The organism is Fastidiosipila sanguinis (assembly GCF_002998295.1).
In the GTDB taxonomy this organism is placed as follows: Bacteria; Bacillota; Clostridia; order Saccharofermentanales; family Fastidiosipilaceae; genus Fastidiosipila; species Fastidiosipila sanguinis.
In genome coordinates this window covers 254,437-278,541 of record NZ_CP027226.1, presented here as the reverse complement: position 1 = coordinate 278,541, position 24,105 = coordinate 254,437, and the positions used below count along the sequence as shown (strand labels likewise).

Sequence of the window (24,105 nt, the reverse complement as noted above, 5' to 3'; positions counted from 1 at the left end):
AATTATACTGTAATACTTCTATTTTATAGTTTTACTTATTCAGTCTCTCTTTATACTCTGCAATGTTCTTTGCAGACTCTGCTCTAGCTTTTTCCTGCTCATCAGCGATAATCTGATCTTTAACTTTCATTAATCTAGTAATGTTATCACGCTCATTCTCTTCAAGTCTCATACTGATACTCCTTATCTGAGCTTCCATTTCAGGGATCATGAAGTGTTCTAGTGAGTTAACTCTTCTACGAGTAGTCTCTATCTCTCTAGCTAGCATCTGAATCTCTTTTTCAGCACTTGCGAGAGCTAACAGAGCTGGGAAGGCTTTTTGCAAATATTCAATCGCGGTATCTAATTCAGAACTTGTGCTCGCCAAACCATAAGGATAACTACCTTCTTCTAGCTCATCTTTGAAGTTAATTTCAAATTGAGGAATGCTTAGGGACATGACACTCAATTCTTCAACCTTAACTTTCAATGGTTCAGAATTTAATAGAAGTGCTTCATTGATAACTTTGCTACCATTAACGGATTCAGCAATTGTCATTGCAGCATTAGCATCTTCTAGCAGAGTATCTACTAATTTACGCAATTTCGTGGCATACTCAATTCGTTCCACGAAGAAACGCATTAAACCATCACGTTTATCTTTTAGTAGTTTGTGACCTCTAGATGCAACTTTTAGCCTTGTCTTTAAGCGCATAAGTTCCATTCTATTTGGACTTACTCTATTTGCCATAATCTCCCCTCAAATTCTAAATTTCTTTGCTTCTCACTAATTACTATTTATCGCTATTATTTCCCACAGAAATAGAGTTATTCTCTACTCTTTCTTTAGCTTCATAATAATATTTATCAATTAATTCTTGATCAATACGGTTCAACTCTGATTCAGGTAAAATGGATAACAATTCCCAACCTAAACTCAATGTATCAAATATACTTCTGTTCTCTCTAAATCCCTGACCAATATATTTCTTTTCAAATTCATTAGAGAATTTAACATAAATTTTATCCATATCTGTCAAAGCTGATTCACCCAAGATATCGGATAACTCACGTGCATCTTTACCACGAGAATAGGCAGCGAATAGCTGGTTCATGGTAGCAGCGTGGTCTTCCCTGGTCTTGTCTTTACCAATACCGTCATCTTTCAAACGTGAAAGTGAAGGCAAAACATCTACTGGTGGGTTGATAGATACTTGTGTCAAAGATCTATCCAACATTATCTGACCCTCAGTAATATAACCAGTCAAGTCAGGAACTGGGTGAGTCTTGTCATCATCTGGCATGGTTAGAATTGGAATTAAAGTTATTGAACCTTTGCTATCTTTCTTTCTACCTGCACGCTCATAAATTGTAGCCAAGTCTGTATATAAATAACCTGGATATCCACGTCTACCTGGAACTTCTTTACGTGCTGCAGAAACCTCACGCAAAGCATCTGCATAGTAGGTCATGTCAGTTAGGATAACCAAAACTTGCATGTCTAATTCAAATGCTAAATATTCAGCAGCTGTCAAAGCTAATCTTGGTGTAGCAATACGCTCAATTGTTGGCTCATTAGCCAAGTTCATGAAAGCAACTGTTCTCTCAATAGCTCCTGTTTCATAGAACTCTTGGATAAAGAAGTTTGCATCCTCAAATGTAATACCCATAGCACCAAAGACAACCGCAAAATCTTCGTGATCATCTAGAACTTGTGCTTGTCTAACAATTTGGGCTGCTAATTGGTTATGTGGCAAACCTGAAGCTGAGAAAATTGGTAACTTCTGTCCTCTAACCAAAGTGTTCAAACCATCAATTGATGAAATACCTGTTTGAATAAACTCGTTAGGATATTCACGGGCTGCAGGGTTAATTGGCAAACCATTAATATTACGGCTCATTTCAGGAATAATATCTGGTGCGTTATCTATTGGTCGACCCATTCCGTCAAAAGTTCTTCCCAAAATATCTGGAGAAAGGCCTAACTCTTGACCATGGCCTAAAAATCTAACTGTTGAGTTCTCAATATCAATTCCCATTGCTGAGTTAAACAACTGTACTAAAGCTGTATCACCTGTAACTTCAAGAACTTGGCAAAGTCTTCTTTCACCGTTAGGTAATTGAATCTCCCCCATCTCGTCATAGGCAACTCCTTCAACATTTTTTACTAGCATCAAAGGTCCTGCAACTTCTTGGATTGTTCTATATTGTTTTGCCATCTATTACCTCCTGCCTGCCATTGTTCTGCTGTTTGCTTTTACCTTGAGTATAGATTCTTCCAACTCTTTAAGGGCGTCATTATAAGCAGCTTCGATTTCGTCTTCTTTTTCATATTTCATTCTACTCAAACGAACTCTAATACTCATATCCATAATGTCATCAATACTTGCACCGGCATCAACTAGTGCTGATGCTTCTTTATAGAAACGAATGATCAAATCTAGCATGTAGAATTGTTTTTGTAGTGATGTATATGTATCGACTTCGTGGTATGAGTTCTGGTGTAAGTAGTCATTTCTAATTGAACGAGCAATCTCTAATTTCAACTGATCTTGTGCTGAAAGTGAGTCTTGTCCAACTAATCTAACTATCTCTTCTAGCTCAGCTTCATCTTGAAGAACTTTAAAAGCTGTCTCTTGATTACTTTGCCAGTCTGGGTGAACTTCATCACTGAAGTATGGGTTAATTGTATTCTTATAGAGTGAATATGAGCTCATCCAGTTAATAGCAGGGAAGTGACGTTTCGCCGCTAAGGATGAATCTAGCTCCCAGTAAACTTTAACAGTTCTTAAAGTAGCTTGAACAACTGGGTCAGACATGTCACCCCCCGGAGGAGATACAGCTCCAACAGCAGTAATACTCCCTTCTCTTTCTTCAGATCCTAATGCATGAACCACACCAGCTCTCTCATAGAATTCTGCCAAACGAGAACCTAAATAAGCTGGGTAACCCTCTTCACCAGGCATTTCTTCCAAACGACCACTCATTTCACGAAGAGCTTCTGCCCAACGAGAAGTTGAGTCAGCCATGATACAAACTGCATATCCCATATCACGGTAATATTCAGCGATTGTAATACCTGTATAAATAGATGCTTCACGAGCTGCAACAGGCATGTCTGAAGTGTTTGCAATCAAGATTGTTCTTTCCATCAATGATTCATTTGTCTTAGGGTCAATAAGATTTGGGAAGTCTTTAAGAACTTCTGTCATCTCATTACCACGTTCACCACATCCTATATAGACAACTACGTCTGCATCTGACCATTTAGCCAACTGTTGCTGAATAACTGTTTTACCAGCACCGAATGGTCCTGGAACTGTCGATGTACCACCACGAGCTACTGGGAAGAATGTATCTACAACTCTTTGTCCAGTTACTAGTGGTTTGCTTGGAGCTAATTGTTTGTTGAAAGGACGTCCCTGTCTAACTGGCCAACGTTGTGCCATTTGAACATCTTCTTCAACTACATCGCCCCAGTTATTTGTATATCTAATTTTTGCTATTGGTTCTACTACTGTGTATTCACCTGCTTGAGCAATTTCGACGATTTCAATATCTCCAGGGATGGTTGGTGGTAACATAATCTTATGCTCAATTACGTTATTTTCTTTTACTGTCGCAATAATATCACCTGCTCTTAACTTCTCAGGTAAATCTGTTCTTGGTTCAAAGTACCACTTCTTCTCATGGTCTATTGAGTTAACATCAATACCTCTAGCAATATTACTACCTGAAATTTCACGCATTTTAGCTAATGGACGTTGAATACCATCATAAATAGTTCCCATAAGTCCAGGTCCTAATTCTACGTCAAGTGGGTGATCTGTAGAATGTACAGCTTCTCCAGGTCTTAGACCATCAGTCTCTTCGTAAACCTGAATTGATGCTTCGTCACCGTGCACTTCAATAACCTCACCAACAAGATTATTTTCACCAACACGAACAACATCAAACATTCTGACATCACGCATTCCGGATGCTACGATTAGCGGACCAGAAATCTTAACAATAGTTCCTGTGATGGCTTGTTTCTCGTTTGTTGAATTATTCTGTTTTAAATCAAGATTATTTGCCATTTTCTTCTCCTGTTTTATCCATATCTTCCTCTTCAATGTAGCCTGAAACCAAATCAACACCTATAGCTTTTATAACCATGTTACGTAAACTTCCAAGTGTATCTATGTCTGAATCTGCAGATGGCAAAGTAATTATTGCCGGTACGAATTCATCCGCATAAGCATCAACTATTTCTTCAGCTTCACTTGCTACTTTCGCACTTATATAGATAATTGCATATTTGCCTGAAAGTATTAAATCTTCTAATTGTTTGCTAGTTTCTTCTTCAGGATCTAGTGTAAAAACATTAATCCCTAACGCTGCTGCTCCAGCAAAGCTACCGGCTTCACCCAGGTGAGCAATCTCATAGTCTTCATTATTAAACACGTAATTGCCCTCCATAAATATCTCTTAGTCTTTTAGCAGTCATTTCTTCAGATCTACCTAATTGGTGAGCTGCATGAATCAACTGCAAATTAACAATTTCAATGCGATTAGCTTGCCATAATGCAAAAAGAACTTCGGCTCCATAAATTAGCCCCTGAGCTTTGTCGGCTAGACGAATTAATAGGTTGTCTCGTACTTGCGTAAATTCATTTAGAAACTCAGTAATGGAACTACTCTCTGCCAAATCCAGCAAGTTATCAACTAAACTTCCCTTAGCATTAAATTTCAAACCTAAGTTAATCTTCTCATCATCAAGCTGGTATTTCTCTGCGAAATCGGTAAATTCAATTCTACCTGCTGCAACGAATTGACGTTTAAATTCCTCTAGTGTCAATTTACGCTTCTTACATCTATAAAAGCTTTGTAAATTGCTACTATCAGATTGAATTGAAATATAATCTAGTAATAAGTCTCTATAACCTTTATGTTTGTCTTCAGCTACCAATTCCAAGAAATGAAGATAATATGCTTTATCTAAGTTTATATCAACTGCTGCTAAATCAATTTCGTTTGTTTTTGCATCTTCTTCTAGTAATCTTTCAAGGGCCATTGAGAAGTACTTTTCATGCAAATCTGGTAATACACTATTGGACTTATCTTTGTTTAAATAACTCAATACCCATTGCACTAAAGACTCAATTTCAACATTTGCTGCCTCTTGAAAAAGAGACTCGTTGACTCTCAGAACTCTCTTGGCATCTTGAGCATTAAGCTGACCTAATAAAAAATTTTTCGCTATAACTTTAGCATTATGATAGTCATTCTTAAGAATAAACATCTTGGCAAAATCTTCCTTTTCACCACCGCAGAGTTCTATCAATAGCCTATCATTATCACTATATCCCTTAGTCAAAGTATCGATAACTGTATCTTTAACATCATAGTTTGCAGCGTTAAATTCCCTTGCCCAATGCCCTATCCATTCAATATCATCTGCTTGGTTATCTATTAAACTTTTATAATCCTCAGCTTTCATTAAGTGAGCAAAACGAGCTTTAGCTCGACTTGATTCATAAGCAAAATCAGCATTATCAACAGCAACTCTATCCCAAGACCTCGGACTAACATATATTAAGTTGTCTAAATCTTTGCGGTCAGTCGCCATTATTTAGCCTCCTTAAATAGAGTTTCAGATGCTAGTTTTCTAAGCTCTGTTTCCTTTTCACGGAAAATTGTTCTATAACTTCTGTCATAGACAAAATCCTCATTAGCAACAATAAATCCACCTCTGAAGCTGCCTTCTTCTCCAAGTTCTAACTGATCTTTATTACTACTGTTGTTAATTAAATCTTTGATTATATTAGTTTCACCTTCAGCTGGAGTTATTATGTACTTTCCGTCTTTTAGTTCGGGGAAAAGTTCTACGTAGCGCTTCAACTTAGACTCAGCTGTTTCGTTTTCTAGCTTGGTTCTAGCAGAATTAATTGCATCTTCAATAAAAGAATGTTTAATTTTCAGCTTATCAATTCTAGACTCTACACTTGCTAGTGCCTCAACTTTGCTTGCTTTCTCAGCAATAATCTTTTCAGCTTCAGTATTTGCTCTTTCTAAAATGTCATCTACTTTCTTCTGATTTTCAGCTTTAATGACAGCGACTTTTTCCTCTGTCAATTTTTCTATTTTGTTTTTTTCAGATTCAGCTTTTGAGATTAAGGCTTCTCTCAATTTTGCTAAACTCATTTCATTTTTTTCTTTTGTCATAATATAAACCTCCTTTAAAGTGGTCTATACAAACAGAATTACTAATACTGAAATTAATAATGCGAAAATAGCGTATGTCTCAACCATAGCTGTCATAACCAAAGCTTTAGATTGTTCTTCTGGTCTTCTTAATAGTAATTGAACACCTGCTGAAGCAACTTGTGCTTGTTGGATAGAGGATGGCATCAATACAATTACTGATGGTAAACAACCTAAGAACATCAATACACCTGAATGTAGTGAAAGATCCGCGTAGTTATTGTTTAGGAAACCTGCTTGTAACATAACCATAAACCATACTAGTAAACCGTAAATACCTTGTGTTGCAGGCAAAGCTTGCATGATCAATGCCTTACCATATAAAGCTGGATCCTCTGCCAAAACTCCCATGGATGTTTTACCAACTCTAGCAACAGCTACAGCGGAACCCCAACCACCTGATGCGGCTGCCAATACACCACCTAATAAAGCAATACCTGCTCCGTTAGCAAATAGTTCTTTTAAAATATCTATGAAACCCATATTTTCCTCCTAAATTTCTATATATATTTCTTAATTCATTTTTATTAATTTTATTTTGCTTAAGTTATTTATTCCTCATTAAGCTTCTTCTAACTCTTTTGATACTGGGTGAAATTCAGCATGCATCTTAGCAAATTCACCATTTTTAATTTTGTCTTGTTCCTCTTCAATTTCATTAATTTTAGTAAACTTACTTGCATAATCTAGAGGTTCAAATGGTCTACCTCCACCTTCGTAGAATTTACCAAAGAACTCAACATACTGTAGCCTAATTGTATGTACATATGATGATAAACCACTCAAAGCAAGATCCAGGACATGACCAAAGATTAAAATTACTACAAATAAAATTGCTGTAATACCCTTATATCCGATTAGCATCGCTAGGATATTAACAACCATAGCAATAACTGAAGTAGATAGCCCTAAAGCTAAAATTCTAGAATAACTCAAAATATCTGATAACCATGAAGTTATATCTGTAAGACTTGCTATTCCTGAGAAAATTCTTTTAAAAGGATTCTTAGTACTTTGATCTCCTAACAGGAGCAATACAATTAGTCCAGTTAGCGCTAAGTATTTACCAACACTTATATTTGTAACCCATAAAATCAGACCCACTACTATTAAATACCAGGGTGCAACTTTGAAGAAACCGGTTTTCCAGTCTCCACGTTTTGTCTTGATATATATATCGATTGCCATACCTGCAAAGAGATGAATTACACCAACTCCCATACTTAGGATTAGCATTGCTATCGGCTCTTCCATTGGGTTAAACAGCAACGGCTTAAACTCAACAGCGTTATTAGTTATGGTTGGCAATAAATCCCCAAAGAATCCTCCAAACAGGAAGCCGAAAGGAATTGATACAATGCCGCTTAGCATGAGCATTCCCATAGTCTTCTTGGTATTGCCTTCTACCTTAAATTTAAACAAACCAATTGCACACATAATAGCCATGAGTGCACCATAGCCTACATCACCTAACATCATTCCGAATAAAATAACGTAGAAAACAGATGCCCAGAAAGTCGGATCGATATCATAGCCTGGTTTTGGCAAAGCATACATATCTACAAGAGATTGGAAACTTCTAGCAAACTTATTATTCTGCAATAGGATTGGATAATCTTCATCAGTTTCGACATCTTGTATATCTACAAATATCTGATAATTAGACTCTAATTCTTCCTTTAAATTTGTGCTTAAAGCAGTTGGTGAGTATGAATTAATAGTAAATAGATAGTCTGTGTATTCACACTTTTCAATTGCTCTAAGCTTCTTCAATTGAACTTCATAGAAATCATGAATCACTTCATATTCATCATACTCTGCACTTGTAGAATTCAACTTCGCATCTATTTCTTCGATCTGGTCATCAAGCTTCTTAATATCTTCTTGATTCTCACTGATACTTGCTTCAGAATTTTTACGTTCTTCAACTAACAAGTTGATTTTATCAACTAAACTAATCTCTGGCTCTGCTTTTAAATCATCTTTTGAGATCGAGTTATTTTCAGCAGAGTTTTCTTTCTGTTTCCCTATAAGCACAGTTAAAGATTCATCTTTTTCAAGATCAGAATTAATATCGCTTAGTTCTGTATTTATAGCTTGAATTCTAGCTTGCAATTCCTGATTATGTTCTTCAATATCTCTAATCTTCTCTTTTCTGTCTGCAACTCTTTGCATATCAGCCAAGAAAACTTGAGCTCGACGCATAATATCTTCTTGTTTATCTACAACAGCAAAGTATTCAGCCTTGCTTAACTTACGCTTGGTTGTAAATAAGTCTTTCTTCACTTCAGCTTTCTTTTTAGCTACAGGGATTAACTCTTCCAAAAGTTCAACATACGCAGACAAAAGTCTACTCAAATTTTGACTTTCTACTTCTGGATTAAATTTAGTTTTATTTGATTTAAAACTCTCAAGTTTATCGCTAGCTGGAATTTCGGCATGAATAATTTTATCTGCCTCCGCAAACTCAAACATCCTACCAAAGAAGTACTCATTTACTTGTTCAGCTTCTTCTTTATTTTCAATTTCAGCTTTTGCAGCATCTTCTGCACTTACATTTTCCAGATTATCTGTTGAAATCAAATCATGAACTTCTAATTCATCTGCAATTTCTCTATAAAAACTCAGACTACTTAGATTCTTGATTTTTTCATCTAATTTAAGAGCATTAATTCTGGCAAACTCTTCCTGTACACTTTCGTCTACCTCTATTTGCAAAACACCCAATTTTGTTAAATGACTTAGCACATCTAGTAAATCATCTTTTAGCCCAACTATCGAGACTCTTGACATTCTAGCTACGCTCATAATCTAAGCTCCTAGAAATAATTTTTTCGATAGTTTCAGCTTTATTATTTTCAACTAGTTTATCAAGTTCTAATTTCCATGGGCTATTTTGGAGATTATCATCCTCAGAATTATGGACTTCATAGTTCTGAGCTTCTTTCTTGACATTTCTAGCTTCTTTCAAAGCTGATTCAACTTGCTCGCGAGCACTTTCATAGGCTGCAGCAATTTTATCATCACTAGCTTTTTGCGCAAGATTAACAAGATCTTGGACTTCCTGCTCGATAGAGACAACCATATCAATTAAATCTAATTTTGACACACAGCTCTCCTATCTAATTTGTTTTTAGTTTTAAACAACATCTACCATATTATAACTCAACAGTGATTGATTTTCACGTTTTACGTAAATTAGTAACAAAAACTTATTATTATTTATTTGCAATTTCGATGTGTTTTTTCACAAAAACTAATAAATTTGCTTTACTTAAAAAATACAGTATAGTCAATAGTACAATTAAAATATTTAAGCTATAAGCTATTTCAGGAGGTTCAGAGTTGAACATATATATTGAGCTTGCCATTGCTTTTCTATTTGGGATTATAGGTGGTAGCTAAGTTCTAATAAGATGAGTTAATTAATTCTAATAAAAAGCAGGAATCTATCTTTTAATTCAGCTTATGCAAGCTGAAAAACAGTTCCTGCTTTTCTATATTTAACTTTAAACTAAACTATTGTTTTAACAAAAGTTATTCATCTTCAGATGTTTCTACTTCTTTACTCGCTTCATTGAGTTTCTCTTCCATTAGCAATTCTGCAGATTTTTTGTCTCTTAAATAGTGATATACAAAAATACCAATTCCTACAACTACCATGAATAGTGATAGTAATTGGGAAACTCTAACTGTAGTCTGTCCAACATATAGTGAATCCGTACGTAAACCTTCTACTACATATCTAATTATTCCATAACCAATTAAATAAGTAGCTAGCAGATCACCATTATGTTTATTTTTCCTACGATATAGAATTAAGACAACAAACAATATCATATTTCCTAAAAATTCATAGAAGAAAGTTGGATGAACTGGCAAAGCTGGATTCTGACCGAGTTGAGGATTCATCTCTAAATAAGCTTTTGTACCATTGCTGATCATTCCCCAAGGCAGATCTGTGTTGACACCAAAAGCTTCTTGATTTACAAAGTTGCCCCAGCGACCTATTGCTTGACCTAATGGTAAATAAACAGCGCAGAAATCTATAAATTTAAGAGCAGGCTTCTTCTTAATAGCGTGAATTACTAAAATCGCTATTACCGCTCCTATTACTCCACCGTAAAAAGCCATTCCACCTTGTCTAAAATCAATAATTTTCATAAAATCACCTTTAAACTGATCCCATGAAAACATTACATAGTAAGCTCTTGCTCCAAGCAATGAAGCAATAATTATCATAATAAAATTATCCAACAAGAACTCTTGATCTATACCATATTTTGGTGCATGCCTATATGCCAAATATAAACAAAGCATTATCCCAGTAGTAATAATAATTCCATACCAGTAAACATCTATACCGAACAGGCTAAAAGCCACACGACTGAATTCCAAATCATTTATCCCTAAGCCTGGGAAACTAACTACATATTTATCCATTACTAAATCCCCTTAACTAAAACTATTTTTTATCTAATGTGCTAATTTTTCACTTCTTAAACTAAACTATATCATGCACTAATTAAAAACTTTTTAAATTTTGTGGCAAATTAGTACTGTTCTATTCTCTGGTTTAATGAACTCAAAATGCTTATAAATTTCAGAGATCTCATCATGCATACTGTTATAGATAGTTGCATAGTCAGCAAATTCAATCCCCATAGCTCGTGCATAACTTGCAGCTCTACCAAATTTAGACACAGTGTCCATGTCACGAATAAATTTACCTACGCTGGCTTTCCATCTAGGCTCCATATCCTTAAAGTCAATATATTCTTCCTCTAAGAATCTTTCAAGGTTGTGTGCAATAGCATCAGCAGTTATTCTCGGCTCCAAAGAACTAGCTCTAATACTCAAGTAAGAAAATTCTTGATTAATATTAAAGTTATATCTAATCTCATTTCCCAATAGACCAGTTTCATTAATATGTTTAAACTTAGTAGATCCATATCCAATTACAAAGTCTAAAAGCATTTTCGCTTCTAATCTAGCCTTGATAATTTCTTTTCCACCAACAATGTATGTATCGTTATCGGATATTTTTCTATAAGCTAGTCCAAAAGCATCACTCGTATACTGCCAATTCAACTCCTGAAATCTTTCAAAATCAGCTCTATAATTTTTGTACAACAATATTTGAGTGTTTTTATTTATTTGATAGTTTCTATTTTGTAAAATCTCTGCAATTCTTGGCAAAAGCTTCTCTTCATCAAATTCTCCAGCAAGTATCAAAGATAAATTCTTTATATTAAATATATTCCTAAACACTCGGTGAACGTCTTCTAAACTAATTGATTCAATAGTTGCCAAATTACCTTCAACCTCTTCGTAGTATTCAGGTTGATCATAAAATGCTTTTTTTAGATTCTTATTTATAAAATACTCCGGCTCTCTAGAAGCCTTCAATAGATCTGCTTTTACATCTCTTTTAGCTGCTGCTAGTTTTCTTTCATTCAAATCAACATTTAATACCGTATCTAACAATACTTCAACAGCATCGTAATAATACTCATTTGTAATAATTTCAAAAATCAAATGTGAGTGATCAACAATTAAATTCCCACTAATACCATATTTTGCTAGCTCAACAGCCAGTGAACCCTCTTCAATAAAAGAGAAAATCATTTTTGAAAGTAGCTTCAAGCTTCCTACAGGAACCTGCACCTCTGAATCTGTTAATACATCTATAAATCTTGTATGCATAGCCCCATAAGGTATGGCTAGAGCAGCATACTTTTGCCCAAATCCATCACGTTTCAAGACATCAATATTCATACCCGATAAATGTCTATAAGTAGTAATTTTCTGGCGGGTTAAACTTTCTCTTCTCTGATAACTATATAAGCCATGTCTTTGCAGCATATTAATCCTCATCCTCCAGATCATGTTTCGGTGTTAATCTATAATCTAATAAGAGTTTCATTTCTCTAGCAATTTTTGCTAAATCTTCGCGGCAAATACTCTTAATATGCTCAATTGCTTCTCTAGCATTATATTTATTAGATGTTATTAAATTATGACTATTAAATTCTACTCTAGACTCCCCATCATCGATTATTGCTGAATACTGATTCTCAACAAACCTCAGCGCACTCACAAAAGCAGAATCCGAGTAATCATCTTCTCTAACAGAATTTACAACCTTATTCATCAGCTCTAGTGCCTTATCCTCATCTCCAGGTTCTACCTGCGCATAAACAAATAACAAGGAAGAATCAGAGCGATAGAACGACTCTATTTTGTAAATATACTTTAATTCATCTTTTATATACTGATTAAACAAGGATGTAGTTTTACCTGCAATTAATGCACTTAAAACCTGGGCCTTAAGCACAGAAATAGAGTATGGGCCAGGTAAGTTTCCAAAAACAATCGCAAGGTGACTTAATTTGGAGTCAATTTGTAATTCTTTACTGGCTACAGCTATGAAATTACTAAAACCTGGACTTACTCCTGGCAAAATTTGCAAAGCATCTCTGTTCCTAGGAAGTTTAGACAATTTATCCACAATACTTTTTGCAAATTCGTTATCTGTGAACCTTCCACTAGTGATGACCCTTATATGCCCCTTTGAGAACATACGCATCCAAGCTTGTTGAAAATCTTCATTATTAATATTTTGAACTTTCTTTATATATTCAGAAATTGAAATATTCTCAGAGTGAGCCCTAGCATTTTCTGTATATAAATCTTCTTTAGCAAATAAAAGTGCTTTATTCTTATCTGAAGCATAAAACTTCTGATAATCATAAATCATGTTCTGCTTCTCTTCTTCTATAACTTCTAGAGGGAAATTATAGAACTCATCCCAAACTGGATTAACTATTAAATCAAGCAAGAGTTTACTTGTATTCTTAAATACTTCTGTTTCTTCCAAGCCTCTATTAACAGCAGAAAGCTTAAATCTAACAACTTGTAAGTCCCCAACCTGTTCTGTATCTGTCTCTATTCTACTCGCAAATTGATGGTCTAAAAACGCCCTGAACTCCTGTCTTGTAGGATAATCTGGAGTTGTAGCAGTTAACACATTAGCTAGGAGTTGGTTTGTTAGAAATTCATCTTCTTCAAATGGTGTATATACTTCTACATACAAATATGAAGTATTAAATCTCTCAGATCTAGAAATATATATAGGGATTCCATTTCTATCAGTAAAAAGTCTAAACTCCTCATTATTGTTATGGTATTTTAATGCATTTTTCAGATCTATATCTAATTGAGCTGACATTGCTATAAAACTAGGAAATCTTTCTTCTGGTCTCTCAAATTTTAACAGCTCTATCTCAACATATTGATTATATAAATCAAAATTCTCACCTATAATATAACTCTCAACTAGTGGATAAGGATCTGTATGGTTTACAGTTGGTCTCAAACCTATGCTTGTAAGAGAATTATAATAAGTATCACCTACTTTTGTTCTACTGTTATACACACCAAACTTTGGCATTACCATGCCTTCAGGGATTCGTATATTTGCAGTAGGCATACCTATAGTTCTACCCAAAGCATTACCATGAATGACAATTCCTGGCAAAGTATAAGGTTTACCTAGAAGTGAACTAACTTTTTCCATATTCGCATCTACAATATTTTCACGAATATTTTCACTAGATATAATCTCGCCATCATATAAAACAGGATTAATAACTTTTAGCTCGACATTATTAGCATCACACCAGTTTTGCAAAAACTCTACATTACCTGCACGTTTTTTGCCAAAATGGTAGTCTTCACCAACGAAAAGTATTTTACAATTTAGTATATCTTTCAATATATCGTTACAAAACTCTTCAGGACTTAAGCTTGCATAATTCTTATCAAATTTTTGTAGAATTACAGAGTCAACACCTAATGCTTCAAGAGTCCTATCTCGTTGTTCATCACTTTGCAAAAGTCCTTTGAACTCTCTCTCAACATTAGGCAAGGGAGATGTTAATAATTCTTTTTCGCCAGTCATCCCTGGAACAACAACTTTTAGATAAGCATTTGCATTTATTGGTTTAGGATAACGATCAAAGGACAAGACACTAGCTTCCAAGCGTTTCTCTCTTGCAATTTGTACCATTGCCCTGATTATTTCTTGATGACCTCGGTGCACACCATCAAAATAGCCCAAGGCTACAGCCTTTGGGTTCTGAAATCTTGAATGGTTATCATCTTCTCTAATTTTACTTAAATCTAGATTTAAAACTTTCAACTTCAGTAAACATCCTTTCTGCCGTTAATGCTTTTCCTCTATCAGTCTCTATAATTTTAGCTAAACCAATAAATTTTTCAGCAAAAAATAATCTAAAATAATTGTCTGTATGAAATTCTTGCGATTTCAAATATTTTTTTGCATTCACCTTTTGGCCTTGGAGCAATTTCACTGCATCTTGATACTCTAAGTTTAGCACAGGATAGTCTGGGCGTGCTGTTGCAGGAGATAATAATAGCTTACTATTATCAAAATCCTGTAAATCACTCGCTTCTACAATGTTTTCCAAGCCTTCTAATTTTATACTATCTTCTAACTTATATGGTCCGTTCGCTAATCGTCTCAAGCTAAAAGCGTAAGCAGATAAACCACATATTTTCGCTAAATCCTCTGCCCAAGTCCTTACATATGTGCCACTTGAAACAGTTAAATCAAAAATAGCCCAGGCTCTAGGTAAATTTACATATTTAGCTGTATCTAAATCCGAAAAACTCTGATCAAGTCCTGGGAAATAATCTTTTCTAGCTTGAGCTTGTTCAGGACATAATCTTTCGAATGCTTCCCAGGTAAAGTTTCCTTTTGTCTCTTGTGCTAATTTAAGCTGTTCCCCATCATGCTGTTCACCGTCAAGCTGTTCTACGTCTTTACTATTCTCAACATCAAGAACTCTAGGATTCACTCCGGCAGCAATAAAATTAGCCTCATATATGTAAGCTGCTCTGGTCTTAACAGGAACTTCTATCTCATTTCTTGCATACCAATACATTGGTTTACCATCAAGTTTTACCGCAGAATACAATGGAACTGCTTGAGTTATTTTCCCTGTTAATTTTTCAGCTGCAGATTTTATTTTTTCAAAATTGTTTAGTCCAAAATATTCTAAGTCTTTTAAACTTAATTTATCATTTTTTACAACTTCCCCAGAGAGATCTTGGGTCGTAGTACTTTCGCCTAAATTAATCATTACTCTATAGGTCTTGTTATAATCATCCATGTATTTAATCATGTTTGTAGACTTACCTATAGCAACAGGCAAAACCCCATCAGCAAAAGGATCTAGAGTGCCTACATGACCAACTCTAGACTCTTGACTTAAGGTCTTAACTTGTCTGACAACTTGCATAGATGTTATTCCTGCTGGTTTCCAGATGTTAAGCAACCCACCTTTACAACTCTCTCTATTTTTTTTACTCATAAATAAATCCTAAGCTAATAAAATAATGTTACCCCAAAATCTATAACCCTAATTCATGTTTTATTTCAGCTATAATTTGTTGCGCAATGCTGTCCAAATCGCTTGCCCCTAACTCTGAAGCAGCTATAGTAAATCCCGCAGCATTTAAATGCCCACCGCCATTATGTGCTCGAGCAATCACAGAGATATCATTAGGTCCAGTACTTCTTAGGTTGCCCCTTGCTGTCCCTTCTTTTGTTTCACGTAATACAAGGCTAACTATAACACCCTTGATATTTCTTAATACAGCAGGCAAATTTTCTAAATCAGCATCTGTAATATTATTAGCATTCATAAACTCCTGAGATACGCTTAAATATGCGATTTTCTCGTCAGCACTTAGTTTAGCATGCTGGATAAGTTTAGTTTCTGCAATCAATCTATCCCATGGTTTTTCCTTAAACAAATGATTATTTAGCTCAGCTACATTAATCTCATACTCTAACAATTCTGCAGCAATTTTAAGCGTTTCAGCTTTTGTATTATCATATGAGAAACTTCCTGTATCTGTTAATAACCCTGTGTATATGTCTAAAGCAATATCTTTATCAAATAGTTTTTCACCAGTAAATTCTTCCAATACCAAAATCAATGTATATACCAGTTCAACATTAGCTCCTGCTTCTGGATCTATGAAAATCAAGCCTCCATTATCTTTGCTACTAATGTGATGATCTATAATTGCATATTCAGGGCTATCTTGGAAAATTCCTAGTCTATTGGCCAATCTATCATCTTCAGATGAATCTACTTGTATGGATAAACTTACTTTTTGTTTGAACTCATTCTGATCCTCTTCAGACAATTCATTCCAATTAATAAATTCAGATTCTGCCCTCATATATGCCATCTCATTTGAGAGATCTTCTTCTGCTAATACAGCTGCCTCAATTCCTAATTTAGTAAAAACTTTTACTAATGCAAAAGAAGAGCCGTAGGCATCGCCATCAGCTCTTACATGTGGATAAACTAATATCAATTCATCTTGATTTCTTTTGCTAAGAATTTTTTTAGCTAAAGCTTCTAGCCCTATTTTTCTAGTTTCTCTAGTCATAAAACTCCTAATTATAATTACATTATTAAGTAAACTCGGAAATTTGCTTCCTCATTCACAATGAATATCTTCTAGTCTACTAATCTAGATCTTCCAATTCTGTTTCTTCAACATCAACATTATCATTTTTCTCAGATTTAACTTGCTCCAAAATTTCATCAATTCTTTGACCTTTATCAAAAGAATCATCCAAGTGGAAGCGCAACTCTGGGGTTACTCTCAGTTTCAATCTTTGAGACAATGTCTTACGCAAGAATCCTTTGGCACTATTTAATGCCTCTACAGCCTCAGCTTGCTTGTCCTTGTCTTGTGCCAAAACACTCACATACAAGTCAGCATAGTTAAAATCGCTACTGACTGTAACATCAGTAATTGATGTAAATACAGGAACTCTTGGATCATCTAATTCAGTTCTAATAATCTCTGCAGTGAGGCGTTTAACCTCATCTGCAACTCTATTTTCTCTCTTAAAAGCCATTTTATCCCCTTTCAACTTCTTCGATTACGTAAGTTTCTACTATATCTCCGACCTTTAGATCGTTATAGTTAGTAATTGTTAAACCACATTCGTAACCAGTATTTACCTCACGTACATCATCTTGGAAACGTCTTAGAGAATTAATTTCACCATCATAAACGACAATTCCATCTCTAATCAAGCGGCACTTAGAATTACGTGTGATTTTACCATCTGTAACATAACCACCACCAATTGTACCGATCTTGCTGACTTTATATGTCTCTCTAATTTCAACGTGACCCAAGATAACTTCTTGATACTCTGGATCGAGTCTACCAACCATAGCAGCTTCGATTTCTTCAATCGCTTGATATATTACTGAGTAAAGTCTGATATCAACTTCTAATTCTTTCGCCAGGTCGATAACTGTATTGTTTGGTCTAACATTAAATCCAATTACAACAGCATTACTTGCTTCAGCCAATCTAATATCTGACTCATTAATTGCACCAGCTGCTCCGTGGATTACATTAACTCTAATCTCATCATTATTTAATTTCTCTAATGAGCTTTGCAAAGCTTCAACTGAACCTACAACATCTGCTTTAATAATAACGTTAAAGTCTAGTACTTTACCTGATTCTATATGTGTGAACAAGTTATCCAAGGTAATAACTTGAGATTTTCTAAAGCCTTCTTCACGCTCTTGACTTGCTTTTTGCTCAGCATAAGCTTTAGCTTTTCTCTCATCTTCAACAACGTAGAATTGAGAACCAACTTCTGGAACTTCAGGTAGACCTAGAATTTGAACTGGAACTGATGGTCCTGCATCTTTGATCTCATTACCCAAAGAATCCTTCATTGCACGGACATTACCTACGACAGTATCTACTAGAATTGTATCACCTTGCTTCAAGTGTCCTCTTTGTACCAATGCTGTTACCACTACACCACGATGTTTATCTAGCTCTGCCTCAATAATAATACCTTTGGCTTGCTTCTTATCGTTTACCTTCAACTCCATGACATCAGCTGTTAGGAGGACCATTTCTAGTAGGTCATCTACACCTTGTCCGGTCAAGGCTGAGATTGGTACAACTACTGTGTCACCACCCCAGTCTTCTGCAACCAACTCATGATGAGTTAATTGCTCCATTATTCTATCAGGGTTCGCAGTTGGCTTATCCATCTTATTAATTGCAACGATAATCTCTGTGCCAGCAGCTTTAGCATGGTTAATTGCCTCAATAGTTTGTGGCATGATTCCATCATCGGCAGCAACAACTAATATTGCAATATCAGTAGCTTGAGCACCACGAGCACGCATTGTGGTAAAGGCCTCGTGTCCTGGTGTATCCAAGAAGGTAATTTCTCTACCATTAGCTTCAACCATATAAGCACCAATACCTTGAGTAATACCACCAGCTTCACCACCAGCAACTTTTGTATTACGTATATGGTCTAGCAAGGTAGTCTTACCATGGTCAACGTGACCCATAACTACAACAACTGGAGGTCTCTTAACCATATCCTCTTCCTTATCTTCGGTTTCGTCGAATAAGTCAGTGGTAATTTCTGTATCGTCCTCTAGCCTCTCTGTAGTTACGCCAAATTCATCAGCAATAATTGCAGCAGTTTCATAGTCGATATTATCGTTTAGAGTTGCCATAACACCATTTTGCATTAAGTGCATAATTACGTCTGATGATGGTTTAGATAGAGCTTCTGCAAATTCTTTTACTGTCATAGTATCAAGTAAAGCTACATGGGTAACAGTACTTGCTGCAGGTTTATTATCTTGCTCTTTCTTCTCTTGTTCCTTTCGTTGATTATGCTTACGTGTAAATTCTAATTCACGTTCACGATACTTATCTTGTTTGGTTCTTTCTTTCTCAAAACTTCTTGAACGATGATTGAACTTGCTTTTTGCTCTTTGGTTATCATTTACTGGTAAATCTTCAACCACATCTTTTTTCTTACGTTTACGTGGTTTTGAGCGAGCACTCTTGTCCTCTTCCTCATCGTTATCTTTGTCGTAAGGAGAGAACTCATTACTCTTATCTTGGAATTTACGTTTTGGTCTTTGCCTATTATTTTCTTTTTCTTCTTTTTTCTTGGCAAAAGCTTTTGCAGTAGCTGCTAATGAATCATTTGTAGCACTACTAATCTTACGAGGTCCTTTGCTCGCAAAACTATCTCCAGAAGCTAACTTTCTAGGACCTACAGTTTTTGCACTTGGTGTCTTCGCATCTTTGTTTGTCTCTGTAGTTGACTTGCTTGCGGTCTTTGTTTCAGTTTCTACTGATTTATTTTGTTCTTTCGCAGCTTCAGCCTGTTTTGCTTTCTCAGCTTCTACTTGAGCAGCTGATTTAATTTTTCGTGGTTGAGCAGGTGCAGTTGCTAATTTTTCTTTAGCACTTACTTTCTTCTCATCCTGACTCTCACTAGCCTTCGAACTTTCTACAGTTTTTGCTACTTCTTTACCTGCAGTCTCATCTGCTTTTTTAGCAACTTTTCTTGCAGGTGTTGCTGTTTTTTCGCTTGTAGTTGAACTCTCTACAGCATCAGCTACTTTAGACTCTTCTTGCAAATCTTTTATGTTACCTAACTTACGAGGTTTAACTGAGGTACTTGTTGCATCTTCGCTTTTCACATCTTCCTTAGCAATCGCAGCAGTAGCATCAGTTGACTTTTCCTTATTAGCTTTGTCAGATTTATTGGCTTTTTTAATTTTTACAGTACCAGTAATTACCTTACCGGAAACACCTTTAAGGCCAATAGTAGCGTTATCATTTTTTGCTTGTTCAGAATTATCTATAGATTGGGCATTATTTTTATTTTCATCAACATCTTGCTTCTTAGCATCTTGATTATCTACCATAACTTTTCCTCTTACCTCCATAAGTAATCTTAATTTACTTAGTTTTTCTACTTCTAATTAATTAACTATTATCTTCTCACTTTGCCAATTTAAGTATACCTTGGGCAAAGCCTTCATCAATGATTCCTATAATTGAAACAGTTTCCTTTTTTAGTATTCTTCCTAATTGCTCTGCATCTGAGAAAGCAATCAAAGGGATACTACCTTTTTCTAGATTCCTATCAGTTTCTAATGTGTCTACATTTTTGCTTATTCTCTTAAGCGAGTTTTTGCCTATATCATTGGCTACCAATATAGTTTTTACAGTAGCTTTGGTTAAAGCAGCTAGAGTTGCATCCATACCTATAGTAATAGCTCTAGCTCTACGAGCCAACCCGAGTAATCCAAAAACATTTTGTTCTTTTTCTTCTGGAATCCTCATCATAAGCGTTCAACACTTCCATCTTTATTGAGGCGAAATACTTTCCCCTCTTTTATTGTTTCATTCTTGGTTTCATTGATAAAGTCCAAAAGCTCAGTTTCTAAGCTCGGATCTACTTCTGCTTTAAGTGATCTTTTTAACATACCTTTAGCAAAAGCAAGTTTAATACAATTCTCATCCTTGCAAATATATGTACCACGTCCGTCCATTTTATATAGATGATCTACCACTATACCTGTATCAATCTTAACTAATTTAAATAGCTCTTGACGTTCACGCATCTCTCTACAAGCTATACACATTCTCGTAGGAATATGCTTTTTTTTCATACACACATTTCTCCTAATTATTAAACTTTTCTGACTTACTCAGCTTCTGCCTCAGCTTCATCCTCATCAGCAGAATCATCTTCATTTCCTGCTGAAAGAATCTGATCAGCTAAGTCATCAATGCTTGCCTCTGTTTCATCTTCTACCTCAGCAACATCTAATAACTCTTCATCAAGTTCCTCTACTGTTTCTGCATCATGTTCTTCCGCTAGTGTATCAGCAATAGCTGAGAATTCTGCCATAAAATCAGATTCAAGTAATTCTCTAGCTTCAGATTCATTCTTAATGTCAATCTTCCAACCAGTTAGTTTGGCTGCTAGTCTTGCGTTTTGTCCTCTTTTACCAATAGCTAAAGACAATTGGCTGTCTGGTACTACAACTGTAGCTTCTCTTACAGCTTCACCATTTTCATCTGTTGTTTCTACAAGATCAACTCTCAATACAGATGAAGGTTTCATAGCATTCTTGATAAATACTGTTTCATCCTCATCCCATTCAATTATGTCTATCTTTTCGCCTCGCAATTCGTCCATTACATTTTGTACACGAATTCCTCTTTGACCAACACATGCACCTAAGGCATCAACATTCTCATCATGTGAGTGTACAGCAATTTTAGTTCTAGAACCGGCTTCACGAGCAGAACTGACAATCTCTACAACGCCTGCCGCTATCTCTGGTACTTCTTTTTCGAAGAGTTTTTCAACCAATTTCTCACTAGCTCTTGATACATAAATTACAGGTCTACCTCTGCGCTCATCAACTTTCTTGATTAAGAATTGCATGCGCTCATTAAATTCATATGTGTCCAAACTACTTTGTTCAAAACTAGTCAAGGTAGCTTCTGCACGACCTATATCTACAATAACTTCTCTCTTGTCTGCACGTTGTACTGTACCACTTGCAAGTTCGCCAATTCTACCTCTAAATTCGTCATGAATCATTTGGCGTTCAGCAGATATTAAGCTTTGATTAATGGCACTCTTTGCAGCTTGAGCAGCTAGTCTACCGAAATCCTGTGGTTCTAATTGGTACTGTAAGACGTCACCTTCTTCGAAATCTTCATCTATTGCCTTAGCTTGAGATAGAGGTATTTGTGAGTTAGGATCTTCAACTTCTTCAACAATTTCTTTTTCCAAGAAAACTGCCATCTCACCTGTTTCTCTATTAATTGATGCTGTAACATTTTCTGATGTTCTAGCATTAAACTCACGCTTGTACGCTGCAACCAAAGATTCTTCTATTGCAGTGAATATTCCATCTTCATCTAGACCTCTCTCTTTACAAAGGTCTCTAATTGCTGTAATTAATTCAATATTCATTTCCATGACCCCTTATTTAATTTGCATTAATTATTTAAAATTTATAACTCTTTTAACTTTTGCTATATCTTCTAAAAGGAAACTTACCGGCTTGTCATCTACCTCTATATTAAGATTATCATCCTCGCTACCAAGTAGGATTCCTTCGATCTTTTTCTGACCATTCTGCGCTTGGTAAAAAGATATTTCAACCTCACTACCTACATATCTAGCAAAATCCGCAGCTGTCTTTAGCGGCCTATCTATACCCGGAGACTGCACTTCTAAGTAATAAGCCTGTTTGATCTCTACTTCTTCATCAATAATTGGATCAATAGCTCTACTTACTCTCTCGCAGTCATCCAAACTAATGCCACCACGCTTATCAATGATTATACGCAAAATCCATTTAGCTTCTTCTTTTAGATACTTAACTTCTAAAAGCTCAACTCCTTGATTTTCCACCTCATCTCTAATAGCACTCTCAACCCTGCTTTGGATGTCTTTTTTAATACTTGCCATATTTACCTCTTTTTTAATGTTACAAAAAACAAAAGAGCGGAAAGTCAGATTCCACTCTTATTAATTAGCGTATATCAATGGTCAAATATTAGCACTTATCGCTAATTCAGTCAATAGCGTTTGTTTCTTATTGTTTTAGAGTCAGGGTATCATTTCACTTGAAACTCACACAGAGTTTTCTGCTACAAAGGTCAGCTTAAAATCCTCGAGTCCTCAGCAAGTTATTTTTAGGCAAGAAAAAACCCTATCAAATTTTGGCTTAAGTAATTTACTCCTACCAAAATTAAACAGGGTCTCAAGTTTTATTAATTTTGCTCAAGCTTAAGAAACATATTTTTTAACCGAGTCAATTACATCTTCCTCAGGGCAACTAAATATAATTTCTGCTTCAAAATGATTCTTCTCTGCTAGGCCTTCTAGAGCAGCTAAAAACTTAGCTAATTCTTCTTGATCGTTACCAGCAATTTTACCGATACTATCAATATAAATGTGAGAAATATCGTAGTCTTTTGCATTCAAACCAGCTATAAATGCTAAAGTTTCTCCATAATTGTCAACAGGATACTCATCAACATCAATCATTCTAATCTGATGTTTGACGTAAGGATTCAATCTATCACCTCTTAGAATACAAACAACATTGTTCTCATCGTTGCTTGCCATATTATTCAAATCATCAACTAAACGATTCGTTTTTCCTGATCCCTTTGCTCCGACAATCAAATTAACTTTCATAAAAAAATCTCCTTTCCACACCTGAGATTACTTTTGTATATATTATAGTCCACCAAACACTTTACACAAAACAAAATTTCATTATTCACAAAAAGTTTGTGCAATAAGGATAAAAACCATATCTTTTTTTGGTATAATAGCCCTGAAGGTGGTGAGTTAAATTATGGAAAAGAATATGTCTTCTAGCAAAGATAAAGTTACACTAAAAGTAATAATTCTATACATCTGTGAACAAATAGACAGTTTAAGTGAACAAGAGTTAATGCAAATAGTTCTTGAAACTATGTACATGGATTATTTTACCTTCAGCAAACTCCTGGGCGAACTTATAGATGAGGACTTATTATCTGCAACCATAAGAAAAGAAGAAAGCCACAAAACTAACCCACCAAAACGCTTCTCTTTAACCAACAAAGGTGCAGTAGTACTAGAAACACTTAACGATAATATACCTCATGCAATGACAAAGTACATCCAAGGGGTAATTGCTCAAAAGAATTCAGACAAAAAATCTAGCGAAAGCGTTGTTTCTACTTTTGAAATTACAGCAAATGCATCATTCAAACTAAAGCTTGAATTGAAAGAACAAAGCGAAACCTATTTCAACTTGCAATTCAATGTTCCTAATCAAGAAATGGCAAAAAAGATCAGTGATAACTGGGAAAAAAATGCGGGCAAAATCTACCCGCAAATTCTAAATCTCTTAAATGAGCAAGATAATCAAGAAGTTTGATTATCTA

At 35.3% G+C, this 24,105-nt stretch carries 22 protein-coding genes; 1 reads left to right on the top strand and 21 read right to left on the bottom strand.

Annotated features, from left to right (window positions below; translation table 11 throughout):
* Positions 1-31 precede the first annotated feature (31 nt).
* The 21 genes from C5Q98_RS01075 to C5Q98_RS00975 all read right to left on the bottom strand — a co-directional run bounded on the left by C5Q98_RS01075 (position 32) and on the right by C5Q98_RS00975 (position 23,365).
* Complete coding sequence (locus C5Q98_RS01075; protein ID WP_106011897.1) at positions 32-730, bottom strand: V-type ATP synthase subunit D; 699 nt, start codon at positions 728-730, stop codon at positions 32-34.
* A gap of 43 nt (positions 731-773) precedes the next feature.
* On the bottom strand, positions 774-2,198 hold the full coding sequence (locus C5Q98_RS01070) for a V-type ATP synthase subunit B (protein WP_106011896.1): 1,425 nt from the start codon (positions 2,196-2,198) through the stop codon (positions 774-776).
* Positions 2,199-2,201: 3 nt separating this feature from the next.
* Positions 2,202-4,058, bottom strand: a complete 1,857-nt coding sequence (locus C5Q98_RS01065; protein ID WP_106011895.1) for a V-type ATP synthase subunit A — start codon at positions 4,056-4,058, stop codon at positions 2,202-2,204.
* Positions 4,048-4,440 carry a V-type ATP synthase subunit F gene (locus tag C5Q98_RS01060; protein WP_106011894.1) on the bottom strand — a complete coding sequence of 131 codons (393 nt, stop codon included), beginning with the start codon at positions 4,438-4,440 and terminating at the stop codon, positions 4,048-4,050. The genes C5Q98_RS01065 and C5Q98_RS01060 overlap by 11 nt, the downstream gene beginning before the upstream one ends.
* Entirely contained in the window at positions 4,418-5,590 is a 1,173-nt protein-coding gene (locus tag C5Q98_RS01055; RefSeq protein ID WP_106011893.1) for a V-type ATPase subunit, read from the bottom strand. The genes C5Q98_RS01060 and C5Q98_RS01055 overlap by 23 nt, the downstream gene beginning before the upstream one ends.
* Positions 5,590-6,186, bottom strand: a complete 597-nt coding sequence (locus C5Q98_RS01050; RefSeq protein WP_106011892.1) for a hypothetical protein — start codon at positions 6,184-6,186, stop codon at positions 5,590-5,592. The genes C5Q98_RS01055 and C5Q98_RS01050 overlap by 1 nt, the downstream gene beginning before the upstream one ends.
* Positions 6,187-6,210: 24 nt before the next feature.
* The gene (locus C5Q98_RS01045; protein ID WP_106011891.1) at positions 6,211-6,708 is read right to left on the bottom strand and encodes a V-type ATP synthase subunit K; all 498 of its coding nucleotides are present in this window, start codon (positions 6,706-6,708) and stop codon (positions 6,211-6,213) included.
* 78 nt (positions 6,709-6,786) lie between these two features.
* A complete protein-coding gene (locus tag C5Q98_RS01040; RefSeq protein ID WP_106011890.1) occupies positions 6,787-9,033 on the bottom strand; it encodes a V-type ATP synthase subunit I in 2,247 nt (748 codons plus the stop codon).
* The gene (locus C5Q98_RS01035) at positions 9,020-9,334 is read right to left on the bottom strand and encodes a hypothetical protein (protein WP_106011889.1); all 315 of its coding nucleotides are present in this window, start codon (positions 9,332-9,334) and stop codon (positions 9,020-9,022) included. Before C5Q98_RS01035 ends, C5Q98_RS01040 begins: the two co-directional genes overlap by 14 nt.
* A gap of 428 nt (positions 9,335-9,762) precedes the next feature.
* Complete coding sequence (gene lgt, locus C5Q98_RS01030) at positions 9,763-10,668, bottom strand: prolipoprotein diacylglyceryl transferase (protein WP_106011888.1); 906 nt, start codon at positions 10,666-10,668, stop codon at positions 9,763-9,765.
* A gap of 93 nt (positions 10,669-10,761) precedes the next feature.
* Positions 10,762-12,090, bottom strand: coding sequence for a peptidase M16 family protein (locus tag C5Q98_RS01025; protein WP_106011887.1), 1,329 nt, complete (start codon positions 12,088-12,090; stop codon positions 10,762-10,764).
* Between the two features lies 1 nt (position 12,091).
* Positions 12,092-14,428, bottom strand: a complete 2,337-nt coding sequence (ribF, locus tag C5Q98_RS01020) for a riboflavin biosynthesis protein RibF (protein ID WP_106011886.1) — start codon at positions 14,426-14,428, stop codon at positions 12,092-12,094.
* Positions 14,400-15,623, bottom strand: a complete 1,224-nt coding sequence (locus C5Q98_RS01015) for a tRNA pseudouridine synthase B (RefSeq protein WP_106011885.1) — start codon at positions 15,621-15,623, stop codon at positions 14,400-14,402. Before C5Q98_RS01015 ends, ribF begins: the two co-directional genes overlap by 29 nt.
* Before the next feature lie 40 nt (positions 15,624-15,663).
* Complete coding sequence (locus tag C5Q98_RS01010) at positions 15,664-16,716, bottom strand: DHH family phosphoesterase (protein WP_106011884.1); 1,053 nt, start codon at positions 16,714-16,716, stop codon at positions 15,664-15,666.
* Positions 16,717-16,795: 79 nt separating this feature from the next.
* Complete coding sequence (gene rbfA / locus C5Q98_RS01005; RefSeq protein ID WP_106011883.1) at positions 16,796-17,194, bottom strand: 30S ribosome-binding factor RbfA; 399 nt, start codon at positions 17,192-17,194, stop codon at positions 16,796-16,798.
* 1 nt (position 17,195) lies between these two features.
* A complete protein-coding gene (gene infB, locus C5Q98_RS01000; RefSeq protein WP_158695664.1) occupies positions 17,196-20,057 on the bottom strand; it encodes a translation initiation factor IF-2 in 2,862 nt (953 codons plus the stop codon).
* Between the two features lie 76 nt (positions 20,058-20,133).
* Complete coding sequence (locus C5Q98_RS00995; protein WP_106011881.1) at positions 20,134-20,481, bottom strand: L7Ae/L30e/S12e/Gadd45 family ribosomal protein; 348 nt, start codon at positions 20,479-20,481, stop codon at positions 20,134-20,136.
* Entirely contained in the window at positions 20,478-20,807 is a 330-nt protein-coding gene (locus C5Q98_RS00990) for a YlxR family protein (protein WP_106011880.1), read from the bottom strand. The genes C5Q98_RS00995 and C5Q98_RS00990 overlap by 4 nt, the downstream gene beginning before the upstream one ends.
* 35 nt (positions 20,808-20,842) lie before the next feature.
* Positions 20,843-22,129: a transcription termination factor NusA gene (gene nusA, locus C5Q98_RS00985; RefSeq protein WP_106011879.1), complete on the bottom strand. Its 1,287-nt coding sequence runs from the start codon at positions 22,127-22,129 to the stop codon at positions 20,843-20,845.
* Between the two features lie 30 nt (positions 22,130-22,159).
* Positions 22,160-22,630 carry a ribosome maturation factor RimP gene (locus C5Q98_RS00980; RefSeq protein ID WP_106011878.1) on the bottom strand — a complete coding sequence of 157 codons (471 nt, stop codon included), beginning with the start codon at positions 22,628-22,630 and terminating at the stop codon, positions 22,160-22,162.
* 321 nt (positions 22,631-22,951) lie between these two features.
* On the bottom strand, positions 22,952-23,365 hold the full coding sequence (locus C5Q98_RS00975; protein WP_106011877.1) for an ATP-binding protein: 414 nt from the start codon (positions 23,363-23,365) through the stop codon (positions 22,952-22,954).
* A gap of 163 nt (positions 23,366-23,528) precedes the next feature.
* Here C5Q98_RS00975 and C5Q98_RS00970 point away from each other — a divergent pair, with 163 nt between their 5' ends.
* The gene (locus tag C5Q98_RS00970) at positions 23,529-24,098 is read left to right on the top strand and encodes a DUF4364 family protein (protein ID WP_106011876.1); all 570 of its coding nucleotides are present in this window, start codon (positions 23,529-23,531) and stop codon (positions 24,096-24,098) included.
* Positions 24,099-24,105: the final 7 nt, after the last annotated feature.

Coding starts and splice junctions, on each gene's coding strand:
- C5Q98_RS01075 (WP_106011897.1), bottom strand. CDS start 730: ATGGCAAATAGAGTAAGTCCAAATAGAATGGAACTTATGCGCTTAAAG.
- C5Q98_RS01070 (WP_106011896.1), bottom strand. CDS start 2,198: ATGGCAAAACAATATAGAACAATCCAAGAAGTTGCAGGACCTTTGATG.
- C5Q98_RS01065 (WP_106011895.1), bottom strand. CDS start 4,058: ATGGCAAATAATCTTGATTTAAAACAGAATAATTCAACAAACGAGAAA.
- C5Q98_RS01060 (WP_106011894.1), bottom strand. CDS start 4,440: ATGGAGGGCAATTACGTGTTTAATAATGAAGACTATGAGATTGCTCAC.
- C5Q98_RS01055 (WP_106011893.1), bottom strand. CDS start 5,590: ATGGCGACTGACCGCAAAGATTTAGACAACTTAATATATGTTAGTCCG.
- C5Q98_RS01050 (WP_106011892.1), bottom strand. CDS start 6,186: ATGACAAAAGAAAAAAATGAAATGAGTTTAGCAAAATTGAGAGAAGCC.
- C5Q98_RS01045 (WP_106011891.1), bottom strand. CDS start 6,708: ATGGGTTTCATAGATATTTTAAAAGAACTATTTGCTAACGGAGCAGGT.
- C5Q98_RS01040 (WP_106011890.1), bottom strand. CDS start 9,033: ATGAGCGTAGCTAGAATGTCAAGAGTCTCGATAGTTGGGCTAAAAGAT.
- lgt (WP_106011888.1), bottom strand. CDS start 10,668: ATGGATAAATATGTAGTTAGTTTCCCAGGCTTAGGGATAAATGATTTG.
- C5Q98_RS01025 (WP_106011887.1), bottom strand. CDS start 12,090: ATGCTGCAAAGACATGGCTTATATAGTTATCAGAGAAGAGAAAGTTTA.
- C5Q98_RS01015 (WP_106011885.1), bottom strand. CDS start 15,623: ATGAGTAAAAAAAATAGAGAGAGTTGTAAAGGTGGGTTGCTTAACATC.
- C5Q98_RS01010 (WP_106011884.1), bottom strand. CDS start 16,716: ATGACTAGAGAAACTAGAAAAATAGGGCTAGAAGCTTTAGCTAAAAAA.
- rbfA (WP_106011883.1), bottom strand. CDS start 17,194: ATGGCTTTTAAGAGAGAAAATAGAGTTGCAGATGAGGTTAAACGCCTC.
- infB (WP_158695664.1), bottom strand. CDS start 20,057: ATGGTAGATAATCAAGATGCTAAGAAGCAAGATGTTGATGAAAATAAA.
- C5Q98_RS00995 (WP_106011881.1), bottom strand. CDS start 20,481: ATGATGAGGATTCCAGAAGAAAAAGAACAAAATGTTTTTGGATTACTC.
- C5Q98_RS00990 (WP_106011880.1), bottom strand. CDS start 20,807: ATGAAAAAAAAGCATATTCCTACGAGAATGTGTATAGCTTGTAGAGAG.
- nusA (WP_106011879.1), bottom strand. CDS start 22,129: ATGAATATTGAATTAATTACAGCAATTAGAGACCTTTGTAAAGAGAGA.
- C5Q98_RS00980 (WP_106011878.1), bottom strand. CDS start 22,630: ATGGCAAGTATTAAAAAAGACATCCAAAGCAGGGTTGAGAGTGCTATT.
- C5Q98_RS00975 (WP_106011877.1), bottom strand. CDS start 23,365: ATGAAAGTTAATTTGATTGTCGGAGCAAAGGGATCAGGAAAAACGAAT.
- C5Q98_RS00970 (WP_106011876.1), top strand. CDS start 23,529: ATGGAAAAGAATATGTCTTCTAGCAAAGATAAAGTTACACTAAAAGTA.